This is a genomic window from Sporosarcina sp. P20a (genome assembly GCF_002743175.1).
Lineage (GTDB): Bacteria > Bacillota > Bacilli > Bacillales_A > Planococcaceae > Sporosarcina.
The window spans coordinates 418,769-431,761 of record NZ_PDYT01000001.1; the positions used below are offsets into that span (position 1 = coordinate 418,769).

Annotated in this window: 16 protein-coding genes; all 16 read left to right on the forward strand. The window is 44.0% G+C overall.

The window, feature by feature from the left end; genetic code table 11:
* Window positions 1-9 precede the first annotated feature (9 nt).
* The 16 genes from CSV72_RS02210 (at window position 10) to CSV72_RS02290 (ending at window position 12,987) form a co-directional block, all read left to right on the forward strand.
* Entirely contained in the window at window positions 10-501 is a 492-nt protein-coding gene (locus CSV72_RS02210) for a phage tail assembly chaperone (RefSeq protein ID WP_099676908.1), read from the forward strand.
* A 165-nt stretch (window positions 502-666) separates the two neighbouring features.
* A complete protein-coding gene (locus CSV72_RS02220) occupies window positions 667-4,167 on the forward strand; it encodes a tape measure protein (protein WP_099676909.1) in 3,501 nt (1,166 codons plus the stop codon).
* Between the two features lie 15 nt (window positions 4,168-4,182).
* The gene (locus CSV72_RS02225; RefSeq protein ID WP_099676910.1) at window positions 4,183-4,836 is read left to right on the forward strand and encodes a LysM peptidoglycan-binding domain-containing protein; all 654 of its coding nucleotides are present in this window, start codon (window positions 4,183-4,185) and stop codon (window positions 4,834-4,836) included.
* Window positions 4,833-5,813 (forward strand): XkdQ/YqbQ family protein, encoded by a 981-nt coding sequence (locus tag CSV72_RS02230; RefSeq protein ID WP_099676911.1) that lies wholly within the window; start codon window positions 4,833-4,835, stop codon window positions 5,811-5,813. The genes CSV72_RS02225 and CSV72_RS02230 overlap by 4 nt, the downstream gene beginning before the upstream one ends.
* 5 nt (window positions 5,814-5,818) lie before the next feature.
* Window positions 5,819-6,079, forward strand: coding sequence for a hypothetical protein (locus CSV72_RS02235; RefSeq protein ID WP_099676912.1), 261 nt, complete (start codon window positions 5,819-5,821; stop codon window positions 6,077-6,079).
* Window positions 6,079-6,552: a DUF2634 domain-containing protein gene (locus CSV72_RS02240; RefSeq protein ID WP_158232123.1), complete on the forward strand. Its 474-nt coding sequence runs from the start codon at window positions 6,079-6,081 to the stop codon at window positions 6,550-6,552. Before CSV72_RS02235 ends, CSV72_RS02240 begins: the two co-directional genes overlap by 1 nt.
* Window positions 6,530-7,639 carry a baseplate J/gp47 family protein gene (locus tag CSV72_RS02245; RefSeq protein WP_099676914.1) on the forward strand — a complete coding sequence of 370 codons (1,110 nt, stop codon included), beginning with the start codon at window positions 6,530-6,532 and terminating at the stop codon, window positions 7,637-7,639. Before CSV72_RS02240 ends, CSV72_RS02245 begins: the two co-directional genes overlap by 23 nt.
* Window positions 7,629-8,759, forward strand: a complete 1,131-nt coding sequence (locus tag CSV72_RS02250; RefSeq protein WP_099676915.1) for a putative phage tail protein — start codon at window positions 7,629-7,631, stop codon at window positions 8,757-8,759. Before CSV72_RS02245 ends, CSV72_RS02250 begins: the two co-directional genes overlap by 11 nt.
* A gap of 5 nt (window positions 8,760-8,764) precedes the next feature.
* Window positions 8,765-9,082 carry a hemolysin gene (locus CSV72_RS02255; RefSeq protein WP_099676916.1) on the forward strand — a complete coding sequence of 106 codons (318 nt, stop codon included), beginning with the start codon at window positions 8,765-8,767 and terminating at the stop codon, window positions 9,080-9,082.
* Complete coding sequence (locus CSV72_RS02260; RefSeq protein WP_099676917.1) at window positions 9,079-9,570, forward strand: signal transduction protein; 492 nt, start codon at window positions 9,079-9,081, stop codon at window positions 9,568-9,570. Before CSV72_RS02255 ends, CSV72_RS02260 begins: the two co-directional genes overlap by 4 nt.
* A 19-nt stretch (window positions 9,571-9,589) precedes the next feature.
* Window positions 9,590-9,976 carry an AAA family ATPase gene (locus tag CSV72_RS02265; protein WP_099676918.1) on the forward strand — a complete coding sequence of 129 codons (387 nt, stop codon included), beginning with the start codon at window positions 9,590-9,592 and terminating at the stop codon, window positions 9,974-9,976.
* Window positions 9,976-10,980, forward strand: coding sequence for an SUMF1/EgtB/PvdO family nonheme iron enzyme (locus tag CSV72_RS02270; RefSeq protein WP_099676919.1), 1,005 nt, complete (start codon window positions 9,976-9,978; stop codon window positions 10,978-10,980). Before CSV72_RS02265 ends, CSV72_RS02270 begins: the two co-directional genes overlap by 1 nt.
* A 270-nt stretch (window positions 10,981-11,250) precedes the next feature.
* On the forward strand, window positions 11,251-11,616 hold the full coding sequence (locus tag CSV72_RS02275; protein ID WP_099676920.1) for a hypothetical protein: 366 nt from the start codon (window positions 11,251-11,253) through the stop codon (window positions 11,614-11,616).
* A gap of 203 nt (window positions 11,617-11,819) precedes the next feature.
* Complete coding sequence (locus CSV72_RS02280) at window positions 11,820-12,179, forward strand: ParB/RepB/Spo0J family partition protein (protein WP_099676921.1); 360 nt, start codon at window positions 11,820-11,822, stop codon at window positions 12,177-12,179.
* A gap of 91 nt (window positions 12,180-12,270) precedes the next feature.
* Window positions 12,271-12,474, forward strand: a complete 204-nt coding sequence (locus CSV72_RS02285; RefSeq protein WP_099676922.1) for a hypothetical protein — start codon at window positions 12,271-12,273, stop codon at window positions 12,472-12,474.
* 105 nt (window positions 12,475-12,579) lie between these two features.
* Window positions 12,580-12,987, forward strand: coding sequence for a hypothetical protein (locus CSV72_RS02290; RefSeq protein ID WP_099676923.1), 408 nt, complete (start codon window positions 12,580-12,582; stop codon window positions 12,985-12,987).
* Window positions 12,988-12,993 lie beyond the last annotated feature (6 nt).

The following is a 12,993-nucleotide window of genomic DNA, read 5'->3' on the forward strand; positions in this document are numbered from 1 at the left end:
AACTGACAGATGACTGAAAAGAAAAAAGATCAAGACGAACTATTGGCGGTGGAGGGCGATGTCCTCCGCGGCCTTTTAGGCGCTTACGAAGATATCCAAGATGATATCACAACGATTGAAATTGCTCGTAAAGGCAACAAGTTATTCTCGTTTGATATTCGTGGCCTTTCAGAGAAACGTTATAACGACCTTCAAGATATGGCAACAAAGTTTAAAAACGCAAAGAATCTAGGCGGTGTGAAAGTTGCACTAGAAACGGACGTAACTAAGTTCCGCAGCTTGCTGATCTACCATGCAACAATTCCAGAGCATCGTGAGGAACTATGGGATAACAAACAAGCATGGAAGCAGCTGAACGTGCTGAACGGTCCTGACTTGATCGACAAGATTCTGAAAGCAGGTGAGAAGTCAGCAATCATTGACAAGATTGATGACATTTCAGGATTTGGCACAGAAAGTAGCGATTTAATAAAAAACTCATCGGAGCAGGAGGACGAGTAACCCTTCTGCACGAGATATTCCAAAGAACCGGTAAACTACCGGATGAAATCGGAGCGAAGCCCCTACCAATACAGGACTTCGCTTTTTCGTCTATGCGCGAACAACTAGAAAGAGAGTACGAAGAAAGAAAAGCGGCTGCACAAGCTGCGAATCGGAGGTGAGTGAATGGCAAGAGAGGTCTATCGTGTTGAAATACCAATTGAAGCAACAGACAATTACAGCGCTGAAATTAGAAAAGCTGAACAATCGGTCACGCAATTTGAAGCGTCAATGAAACGGTCTACCAGTATGGCGAACAAGCGTCGCAATGATTTCAACCGCGGCAAGTGGTCGATGACGTTAAATGCTGTAGATAAAGCGTCTCGTGTAGTAAGCCGTGTAACATCTTACATTCACCGCGTCGCGAATCGTAGCTACCGCTTTACTTTGCGAGCTTATGACTTGGCTAGTCGTGCAATCGGCGGGGTCCGCAGGGCACTTACAAGCATTCCTGCACTTGTTACAGTCACATTAGGAGTAATTGGTGCAGGTAAGTTGAAAGACGCCACTGTCGGTGCTGCTATGAGCTTTGAGCAATATGAAGTATCCATGCAACACTGGCTAGGCGGCAATGAAAAGAAGGCAAAGAGCTTAGTAAAGTGGATGGGTCAGTTCGCTGATACGACGCCATTCAGTTCCGTTGATTTGTTCCCTGCGTTGACTAGAGGGTTAGGTGTTTCTAACGGAGATGTGAAGCAAGCTCAAGACTTACTCAAGTTATCTGCCGACATGGCCGCACTCACCCCTGAAAAGAGTGTTTCTGATGCTATGGAAGCGTTAGCGGACGCTCAAATGGGAGAAATGGAACGACTTAAAGAATTTAACGTAAAAGTATCTAAAAAGGAATTCGATAAGATTGGCTATGCTGGCGTCGTTAAACAACTCGCTGAAAAGTTTGAGGGCGGAGCGGCAAAACTATCCCAAACAAGTGCAGGTATTATCAGTACGTTAAAAGGGTACAGATCTTCTTTATTCCGCTCTATGGGTGAGGGCTTCCTTGATCCGATGAAGCCACGTCTCGACAATATCAGTAAATGGCTAGAAAACAACCAAGATACTTGGGGTAGATGGAAGAGCACGGTTAAAGGTCACGGAAAGCAAGCGTCTGAATTCGTCTTTTCTAATTTAGAAAAGGGTTTCGGTCACGTTCGTGAACGTTATCTCGATAACAAAGAGTTTATGGATTTATCCTTCAAAGGAAAAGTCGACTTTGTTATGGGAGACATCAATCAATGGTGGAGTAGTAAAGGTAAGCCGGGTCTTGATGGTTGGTGGGAAGGTACAGGTGATATGTGGGGGAACGTTAGAGAAACAGCTAAGGAGAACGGCATGTTTTCCAAAGAGACTGCTACTTCTGCCGCAGGAGCCGGAATCGCTACACTGGGAGCTGGGGCAATAGGAGCTATGCTACTAAGTCCTTTGCTGAAAGTTATCACCGCGCCTTTCAAAGCGGGTAAGTGGGTTAAGGGGAAGATGCCGGGTAGCAAAGTTCCTACCCCGCCTATCATTCCCGGAACACAAAAACCCAGCGCTGGTCCTAAACCACCGAAGCCACCTAAAGTTCCAAAAGGTCCTGTCATTGTAGATCAGCACGGAAAACCACTTTCTTCGTCAGGCCATCAACCTAAGTCTGTGCCTACACCGCGACCAATCGTAACAGAAACGGTGGCTAGAAAAACAAGAACCAAGACTTTCCAGAAGAACAACTGGCCTGGTCCAGCACCTAGTTCAGCTCCTTATCCAACATGGATGAAGAAAATGATTGACAGACCGGGCAAAGAAATGAAATTACCTAAACAAACAACTAAAGCCTTGGAGAAAATGAGCACCAAAACGCCAGCTGTTAAGTTGCCGAAAGGTCTTGATAAGCTTGGTAATTTCGGTAAACGGATACCGTTGCTCAGTGCAATTCTAGGAACCGCTGCAATCGTCGGTGCTCCTAAAGGAGAAAAAGCGAAAGCTGTAGGTGGAGTTGGTGGAGCTATCGCAGGAGGTGCGGCCGGTGCGGCTGGTGGTGCGGCAATTGGTTCCGTAGTACCTATCATCGGGACTGCTATCGGAGGCCTAATAGGTGGCATTGGTGGAAGTATCTTAGGTGGAAAAGGCGGAGAAACTATTGGTGAATGGGCTGGAAAGAAATTCGGCGCTAGAAAAGCTGAAGCAGCAGAGGTGGCACCGAGTGGATCTGCACCAATGAGCTCAGGAGAACCTGGTAAAATGCCGGACTTTGCCGAATTAAACCAACACGCTCAAGCTTTAACGGCAAGCGTTTCAGGAATGGCTTCAAAAGCTGAAGCTGCGTCACATAATATTGAAGCTATCACCATGACACTTGGCGAGTCGGCTGGATGGGTAGCCGGTGCATTTTACCCTCTTCAGGGAGCTGCTGAAGGTCTAACTCACAACATTGATGCTTTAACTATGACTACCGGTGAAGCAGCAGGATGGATGGCCGGCGCGTTTTATCCCTTACAGGGAGCAACAGAAGGGCTAGTCCACAATATCAGCGCCATGACAATGGTGACTGGTGAAGCGTCTGGTTGGATTGTCGGCTCATTCTACCCTCTTCAAGGTACGACTGAGGGTCTAGTTCATAACATTAGTGCGATGACGATGGTTACCGGTGAAGCATCCGGCTGGATAGTGAGTGCATTTTATCCGCTGCAGGGCACAACTGAAGGTTTGGTTCACAACATCAGTGCCATCACCATGACGCTAGGTGAATCAGCAGGATGGATCGTCGGTGCATTTTATCCGTTATCTGGTGCAGGGGCTATGTTAACGCAAAACACGACAGCGTTAGGCATCACGCTAGGGGAATCCACTGCAATTGTAGCAAGTTCCTATCTTCCTTTGGCCGGTTCTGGCGCAATGGTGAATCAAAACACCATGGCACTCGGAATGGTTCTTGGGCTGTCTTCAGCGGTTGTGGCAGGAGCCTATATACCGTTAGCTGGTGCAGGTCCGATGTTAACAGGTAATACAATGGCACTCGCTATGACGCTTGGCATGGCATCCGGCTGGGTGGCTTCCTTGAATGGAATACAAGCAGGAGCCGCGGCTGTAAAAGGTGCGTTGTCGAACCTAGCCGCTCGAATTGCAAGTGTTTCAACACCGTCAGTTAGTGTAGGTGCTCCGAGTGGTGGACGCGGCGGTCCTAAAGCTTATGCAAAGGGAACAAGATTCCATCCAGGCGGTGACGCAATTGTAGGAGATGGCGGAGGGATGGAATTATTACGCTATCCAAACGGAGAGATGGCACTTTCTCCTAGCACAGCTACAATGATGAATCTACCTAGAGGTACAGAGGTATTGACGCATCATAAAACCATGAACTATTTGAATCGAGTACCCGCTTACGCGGAAGGTGTAGGATTCAGTGGAGGAGCTCCTGAGCCAATCCTTCCAGGCTATGGTGAATCTGAACAACCTACATTGTCACTCGCTGGATCGATGGCAGGGACAGTGAAGAACACAGGCGGTTCTGTACACGTTTCCGCTCCTATATCCGTGGAATTCAACGGCGGAGGACAAGCAGACGAGAAGTTGATTTATGATATCGTGGTCAATTACAGTCGTGAGTTCGTTGAAAAGTTGCGTGAAGCGTTAAATAACAGGTCAAGATGACGGGGGGAGTAAAGTATGAAATTTTCTTTTGTAGATCCAGTTAATAAAAAGACGTTAATACTTCCTGTCCCTCCGTCTTCTATGACGGTTACAATGGGCACGAAAGTAATGACGTTTGAACCTACGGTGTTGGGTGAGATTGAACTGCCGAGAGGACGCAAACCTATTAGCTTTAGCTTGGAAGGAATGCTACCTGGATTGAATCAATCTATCAGTGATAGAGATTCTGATATATCACCAGAATCGGTCATTGAAAAGATTAGAAGTTGGACAGAATCCAAACGACCAGGCGGCAAAGAACTTCGTTTCATAGTCACTGGGACCGACTGGAACATCCCGGTGTTCTTGCGCGACATCGAACCTGAGTATTCAGGCGGGTACGGCGATATCAAATACACGATGTTTCTTACCGAGTTACGGCCGTTCACGGTTAAAGAAGTGAAGCGGACTACATCCGGCAAGAAGGAATCTCGTCCATCTAAACCAACGCCTAAAGTTCATGTAGTTGTTAAAGGTGACTCGTTGTGGAAGATAGCCAAGAAGTATAAACGAAAAGGAAATGACTGGAGAGAGTTGTGGAATGCGAACAAAAAGAACTTAAAAAGCAAAAATCCTAACTTGATCTATCCTGGTGAAAAACTGATTATACCGGCAGGGTGGTTAAAATGATCGATTTGATGAGAGTGGATTATCGATTAACATTATTGCCGCCTAACGGATCGAAGATCGATATTACGGAATTGATTGAATCATGGTCACATGAAGAAATGGAAGACCAGATTGCTGCCAAGTTAACCGTGAAACTAAAAAACGTAAAGCGAGACGATGGTTGGATTCACCAACATGTCTTTTTGGACAAGCGTTTGATATTCGAGGCGACAGATGGTACTGGTTGGAAAGAAATATTCCGTGGGTCATTCAAGAGGTGGAAGACCACTTCCGATAATCACACAATACAAGTAGTTGCGTATGATCCGTTATTCAACATCACGATCTCGAAAGAGCATTATTACTTCAAAACGGGCATGACAGCAGCTGCAAGTATTAAACAAATTGCAACCGAACAGGGTATTCCTATCGGCAAAATTGACGGGCCGAACAAGAAGTTGACAAAGAAATTATATAAAAATTATATTGCTGACACTATCACAGGGCGGATAAAGGAATCTGAAAGGAAAGGCAGCGGTAAATACATACTCCGATCCACTAAAGGAAAGATGGAGTGCGTATTGCAAGGTGGCAACGCAGTTATCTACGAGCTGGACGATTGGACGACAGAAACAAGCTCTGATGAGCGCTCCATCGAGAAGTTGGTTACCCGAGTTAAGATTTATGGCAATGCTAAAGGTGATAAACGACCGAAAGTTCAAGCTACAAAGAACGGTCAAACTAAATTTGGTATTACTCAGGATATCTTATACAAGTCGGATTTTGACAATATGAATGCGGCAAATGAGGCGGCGGCTGAAATATTGAAAGAAGACGGAAAGCCAGAAATCAATCGTCCTATCGTCCATCCAGATATACCGTGGGTGCGAAAGGGAGACAAGATAAAGGTGAATTCAGGAACAATAAATACAATGTGCGTCGTAAAAAGCGTAGACCGCGGTAGCGACCGAATGATGACACTACAGCTGAAAGGGTGATAGAAATGTCGATGAACAATGTAGTGAACGAAATGGCTGGAATATTAACTGATACGGCAAATGAAATATTCGAAAAGAATATTAGTTTTTCGGTCTTCGGAACGCTTGATTCAAAGTTGGATTTATTAATCGACGGATTCGGCGCGACGATTCCATCAACTGACTATCATAAGCTGAGGGGTTTGACATTTGTGCCGAATGACCGCGTGCTCTGCATCCCGATTGAGGACGGTCATACATTTGTATTAGTCGGGTTGGTGGAATGATGACGGAACAATTATACCCATCGTTTGACGCTCCTGATTTGATGGCTGATGAAGAAGTTGAAGAGTTGCGTGAGATAAACGGCTATAAATTCGACTACGAAAAAGAGCGCTTGGTGGTAACTGGTACCGGTCGCACTGTAAAAGGTGGACCTGTGGACGCTTATCGCTTTTGGGCGGTTAAGTGTTGCTTGACGGAACGCTATCAATATGCGGCTTATAGTTCGGATTTCGGCGTGGAATTTCAATCCATTATTTCTGCTGGATATCCAAGGGGTATTGCGGAGAGTGAAATCAAGAGAACTATCACAGAAGCTTTGATGGTAGATGAACGAACCGTATCGGTCGAACGCTTCTCTTTCGACTGGGAAGGTGATTCTTGTTGGATTTCGTTTCAGTTGGAAAGTGTATATGGAATCGACGACGTAGAAATACAGAGGGGCGGTGAATTAAGTGGAAGAATTCAAGCTGCCTGATTTTCTGCAGGGAACTGAAGATGGAATGCACGACGAGATGATCCGCATGGCCCCTCTAAATACAGATACAGCGGAGGGGTCTTTATATTGGGATCACACCAGACCTACAGCGATGATTGCGGATCGTTTAATTAGCTATGAACTGACAATCGCATTGATGATGAAGTTTCCTCAATTCGCCGAAGGGCAGTTTTTGGATTGGCACGGGGATCCGGTTGGGGTATATCGGCGTGCGGCGGTTAGCGCGGTGGGCGAAGTGACGTTTACAGGTACGGAAGGAACCGTCGTACCTAGCGGGACTATTGTAACGACGATAGGTGATGAAAACGAAGAGTCTTTGCTGTTTGAAGTTATGGAAAGCGGAGAAATCGGTGAGTTGGGAAGTATCGTGTTGTCTATTCGGGCCGTAGAGCCTGGAGTGGTCGGAATTGTACCTGACAACTCCATTGTAGGCGTTACAGAACCGATCAAAGGTTTAACTCGCATAACCAACAACCTTCCCACAGAAGGTGGAGCTGAAGCTGAAAGTGACGACTCGTTACGCGAACGCATATTGGATAGAAACCGAAATAAACCATTGAGCGGAGCGAAGAACGATTACAAGAGATGGGCAAAAGAAGTGCCTGGCGTCGGTAACGCTATCATATTACCCTTGTGGGATGGAGACGGTACGGTGAAGGTGTTGATAACTGATACCGAAAATAAACTGGCTACCGTTGAGTTGATTCAATCAGTTAAGACCTACATCGATCCGGTGGATGGTATGGGTGAGGGTGTTGCTCCTATAGGATCAACGGTAACAGTGGACACGCTAACACCTATCCTATTGGCACTAAAACTGAATTTGCAAATCAAAGATGGCTATGAATTGAAAGATGTGGAAGAAAGTATAAAGCTTAACATCAACGACTATCTATCAGATAAAACAAGCGTACGATACATGAAGTTAAACGCCATCATTACTAATACTAACGGCGTCCAGGATCACAACGGTTTACTTGTAAACGGAACTGAAAACAACATTATACTGCAGGTGGACGAGCGCGCGTTTGTTGGTGTGATCGAGGTGATGAGCTTTGTCTCTTAAAATCACAACAGAAATAGGCAGAGAGATGTTGGAATCTGTTACGCCGATTTACAACAATGACGACCTCGCCCTGTCAATATTCGAAGCAAACGGGAAAATAATGGACAATCTATCTGCGTTCATCATGGATTTGAAGCGTGAGATTTATCCTCAAAATTCCACATGGTCCATTGAGCACTGGGAATACATGCTAGGCATTGACAACAAAGAGGATAAAAGAGACCCAAACGCACGTGTCCAGCGTGTTTTATTGGAGCTTAACAAATATGCTCCCGTTACCCGAAGTAGAATGAAGTCTATTGTAGACAGCTATACAGAAAGACGTTCAGCACAGGTTTATGAGTACGACAGACAATACCGATTCCGCATTGTCGTGCCTGAAGGAACGCCGCTTAAAAGAGCTGTATTTGATGCGGTAGAAGAAACTAAACCCGCCCACTTACGTTCATCTTTTTACGTCCTGGTTAACGGCGTATTACATCAACTAGACCCGGAGAAGATGACGATTGCTCCTGTTATCAAATACAGGATGCGGATTGGCGACGGGTTCACGAAAAACATTCCGATTGAAATGCTTTTGCGTGCAGAGATGGGAATTGGAACACCTTTCGTTTCTGGCCAAAGAAGATGCGGAAACAAACAGATAGACCCATATCTTGGGAAGTCTTTGTTGGTTAACAATAAAGTGAAGCTAAGTACAACGACTGGTGTCAGGGTTTTCGAAAGTATTCGGACCAAAATGCCGTTTGAAGGGATTTCCAAAGTCGTTATCCCACGAGTTGGTGTTCATAGCGAAGCAGGCGTCTCTGTTCTAAAAACTATGCGCTTTCCGGGATTAATATTTCATTCTGACTGGGCGGTAAAGGTTAGCGCCACAAACTTAATCGGAACGTTCGATTCAATAAAAACTAAAATGACGCAGCCGGGAGAAATTCAGGGTGCGTATTTGTTTTTGAATCAGGAAAGTTCGATAGGTGTATCGGATATAAACAACGTGAAAACTAAACAGCTATATCCTGCCGATTCCGATACAACTGATTTCAGCATCGAAGCAAAAAGAACAAATGGAATATCTCGACTCAAGCGTTGTGGAAGCGCTAGAGCTAACAGAAAGGAATGATACGGATGGCGGTAGAGATTAGCGAGAAAGCACTACAGAAACTCTCGAATTATATCGATAACCAAGTAGTATCCGCAGATTACACGATCGACTCGATTACACGACCTATCGGTATGCGGAGAAGTATTATCTCGGGTTCTGTCGTAAAGAAACACGTGTACTTGACAACGAAAGATCCAACTGGCTTCGTCACCAGGGTACGCTTGTATGATAAAGATGGAGATGTTTTTGTTACATTAACAGACAGAGTGGAGCACAAAGAGCGCAGAGGTCGTCTCTTTGAATTTATCTTTGATGTCAGTATTGGGGAGGGGACTAAATGATGGTTAGGAATTATATCGGACCTACAGAGTGGGAAGATGACATCATCAACGAGGTGACAGGAAAGGTGACCTATGAAGGTACGCCACTAGATGAAACGAATATGAATAATATCGAAAATGGTATTTTAGTAGCCCATTTAGATATCGGTTTAGCTGCACAGATGGCATTACAGTTGTCTAGGTGGAACGTCTTAGAAATCGAAAGATACAAGAAACAAAAGTTCTTGCAGGGCGCATCTACCATTACAAGCTCTGGATCGAACGGCTATTTCAGAAGTGCTGATCCATTCGTGCAAGTAAGTCTTAAAGGTTTTGCGCAATTGAACGCACCTAACTATGACGTGCAACTGTCTATTACAAGCGGCGACACAGGCCTCGCGGGAGATTTGGAAGTATACGATAAAACGCAAAATGGTTTCAAGGTGCGTATGACGGGATCGGCGAAGTCGGTCTCTTTTTTATGGACATTATTAAATCCAAACATTTGATAGAAAAGGAGTGGTTTTTGTGATTATCACAAACGTAAATGAAGGTACGAAAGCAAAGGTTGGACTGTCTGGAACTACATTGAAAATTGGTGGTCAAGTATTCATTGATTTGGCATCAAAACAAAAAGATGTACAGCACGTTGTCGATGTTTGTTTGGATAACCAACTAGAGACTATGCGTGAAGGTTTAGGCGCTTGGTACGTAGCGACAATCGTTATTCCTGCTCGTCAATACGAGTTCGTTCCGAATGGTGAAGATGACGAGGGAGAGATGCAGTATAAGCGAGTGGAACGCGCCTTGGATTTGTCGACAATAGAATTGCGCTTGTGGGCATTGCCTGAAGGTTATGGACAAGAAAAAGCAACTTTAAACGAACAGGAACTGAATGAAGGGGGAATTCAATAATGCCATTTATCTTATCGATGAAAGACACATACAGACAATCAGTAGAGGCGGCAACAGGCGGGCGTAATACGGTGATGTACGACGATAAAGGAAACCCTTCCGTAATGGTATGGGTGCCGCGATTCAACCTGAAAGATGTCATTACAGGAGCGCCCGACACTCCGCATCCAGCTTTCATTGTTAACGGAGTAGTAAAGGATGGGATTTGGATTTCCAAGTACCAAAACGTCATCCATGACAACCGCGCTTACTCGTTGCCAGCTCAATCTGTTGCACATTCTATTAACTGGGATAACGCAAAGGCGGCATGTGAAGCTAAAGGAACAGGTTGGCACATGATGACGAATGCAGAATGGGCAGCCATTGCTTTGTGGAGTAAGAAAAATGGCACGATGCCACGCGGTAACAACAACTACGGTGGTGATCATGCAGCGACTCACGAAACAGCTATCCGTGACACGAAAGACGGCGATGGAAAAACTTTAAAAACGTTATCCGGAACCGGACCTGCTACTTGGAGTCACGATCACACGCCTGCGGGCATTTTTGATCTTAATGGTAATGTTATTGAATGGGTTGATGGATTACGTATTGAACAAGGACAAATTTACCTTCACAATGACAACAACTTCGAGACTCCGAAAGATGACTTAACACAATGGTTGGCAACTGGTGTGTACTTTGATTCGGAGGGCGGTCAATTAGTTATGAATAGTAAAAGGGTAACCGAAATGACAAAGCCTCTAGGGAGGGCTATCGAGACTCTTCCTGCCGCTTCCGCCTATACTATACCTGAACTAATAAAATATCATGCCCTCGCTAAAATCGACGAGGAATCACATGGGGGCGATTACATCTCCTCCGATAACAGAGGTTCTAAATTTGTGTCGCGGGGCGGCTATTGCACGATTGGCTCAAATGCTGGTGTGTTCTATGCGTATGGCGACAATCCGCGATCGAATGCTCATTCGAGCATCGGTTTCCGCTCGTCTTTTGTGGGCTGAGTTCTGATTACTGAAATCTGTAAGGGTCATGTGATAGCGGGCCCTTTTCTTTGGAGTAAAATATACGCCAACATACAGATCATGTAAATCACTAGTAGATTGTGTAGCGTATTCATCTAAAGAGGACGTGTAGTTCAAATTGGATATTTTCTTGTTGAAAAATCGACTGTCGCAAAGTGAATATGATGAATTGACGAATAAATTAAGCGTAGCATAACTTGTAGTTATTTAAGGGAGACTGGTAAAGTATTCTTAAAGGGAGGATGCTTTATGAAGCTATATCATAGTTCGTATTTAAAGTTATCAATTTTAAATCCTACAGTAGGTAGTGATCGTCATGACGGTGAAGATCCACGTGCTGTAGGTCAGCCCGTAGTATATTTGACGGCTGCAGAAGATGAAAAGATGCGAGGTAAGGGAGAAGACCATGTAGCAACGTATAAATATATTGTCGAAATTCCAGAAGATGATCCAGATTTATTTATAGATGAAAAGGATTTTTTGTTCATACAAGAATGTAATCAGGCCTTCGAAGAAAATGACTTAACGAGATGGTATTTCTTAAAGAGGTCTATTGCTGTTAAGCAAACATTGGAATGGAATGGAGAAGTATATGTAGAAAGAGAAAACTTCTAATGCACATTCGGATCATATGCGCAGCAACCAGTATCAGGTTCCGGTGGGGGAGTATTTGGCAGTTGAAGTGGAGAAATAATGCGGACACTATTTTACATCTTGAGTAAATGAGATTTTGGTCGAATACTAAAACTATTTAGCTCAAATTAGAAGTCACTTCTCCACTTGTTATATGATTGTATATAACGAATGGAGGAGAAATTTTGAAAAAAGTATGGGGAGATTCAGATGTAATTGCAACTGAATTCTTTGATATAAATAAAGATAGGGAAATTAAAAGATTGAAAGGTGAAATTATAGAAATAGACCCCTCAAAAATAGTAGCACTTGCTAGTAATTATAGCTATGAAACGGTTTTTCAAGATAATAAAATGAAAAAGTTAATCGCATCAGTAAAGAAAAACGGGTGGATTAATGAGGGATTAAATTCTTTTAGTCTGGTTATGTTTCCCAATGGTAATATGGTAGTTGGCTCTGGAGGAAACCATAGGGCTGTACTAGCTAATGAGCTTGGCTTGAAAAGTGTTAAAGCATTTGTTTCAAAGATAGTTTATTGTGATTAAATACACTGTTGTAACATAATGTGCAACAACAATAAAAAGGATTTCCTTCTTTTCTGTCGAATATTGGAAGATAGAGAGGAGAGATGAATCTGTGCAAGAAATGAGAATTGATACAGAAGGTCGAAAAAGGATAAAGTTTACTGTGGAAGAACTACCGGATAAGATTGTTTCTGTAGCAGAGTATCACGATGGAACAACATTAAAAATGACTCAGTTAAACAGCGGAGAAATAAATGTTGAATGTAACAAAACGCTTGTATTACAGCCTGACGGATATACTGTCACGATAGTTTAATTGATTTTTTCTTAAGAGCGCCCTTTCCGGGGCGTTCTTTTTATTTTCCTAAATAGAGAAAAGGGTGTGGGGTGAGATATGACGCAGACGGAGGAGGAGCTGGACATGCTCGAAAGACACGATGAATTGATACATCATGATATTATACCACGGCTGGAAAAAGTCGAGAAAGCGCAGTTGGACTTTAGCACACAAGCGGAGGTAATCACGGGACAAGTCAAAGAAGTCACGGTTCAGGTTGCAGAAATTAAGTCTTCACAAACGAATTTAGAACTGACCGTCATGAAAGACGGTCAAGAAACCAGAAGCATTCTAAATAAATTCGTGGACCATTATTTCGCGACTGACAAAGAACGCCTGCAAACAGAACGTGACGTAATCCATGTAGATGAGCGGATTACACTAAAGCGTTTCTCTACACGCGAGAAAATCGTACTGGGAGTTGTCGGCGCATTTGCAGGATCAGGCGGAATTTTAGCAGGGATAGCTGCTTTAATACAGTTTTTAAAATGAGAGGAG

Coding starts and splice junctions, on each gene's coding strand:
- CSV72_RS02210 (WP_099676908.1), top strand. CDS start 10: ATGACTGAAAAGAAAAAAGATCAAGACGAACTATTGGCGGTGGAGGGC.
- CSV72_RS02220 (WP_099676909.1), top strand. CDS start 667: ATGGCAAGAGAGGTCTATCGTGTTGAAATACCAATTGAAGCAACAGAC.
- CSV72_RS02225 (WP_099676910.1), top strand. CDS start 4,183: ATGAAATTTTCTTTTGTAGATCCAGTTAATAAAAAGACGTTAATACTT.
- CSV72_RS02230 (WP_099676911.1), top strand. CDS start 4,833: ATGATCGATTTGATGAGAGTGGATTATCGATTAACATTATTGCCGCCT.
- CSV72_RS02235 (WP_099676912.1), top strand. CDS start 5,819: ATGTCGATGAACAATGTAGTGAACGAAATGGCTGGAATATTAACTGAT.
- CSV72_RS02240 (WP_158232123.1), top strand. CDS start 6,079: ATGACGGAACAATTATACCCATCGTTTGACGCTCCTGATTTGATGGCT.
- CSV72_RS02255 (WP_099676916.1), top strand. CDS start 8,765: ATGGCGGTAGAGATTAGCGAGAAAGCACTACAGAAACTCTCGAATTAT.
- CSV72_RS02260 (WP_099676917.1), top strand. CDS start 9,079: ATGATGGTTAGGAATTATATCGGACCTACAGAGTGGGAAGATGACATC.
- CSV72_RS02270 (WP_099676919.1), top strand. CDS start 9,976: ATGCCATTTATCTTATCGATGAAAGACACATACAGACAATCAGTAGAG.
- CSV72_RS02275 (WP_099676920.1), top strand. CDS start 11,251: ATGAAGCTATATCATAGTTCGTATTTAAAGTTATCAATTTTAAATCCT.
- CSV72_RS02290 (WP_099676923.1), top strand. CDS start 12,580: ATGCTCGAAAGACACGATGAATTGATACATCATGATATTATACCACGG.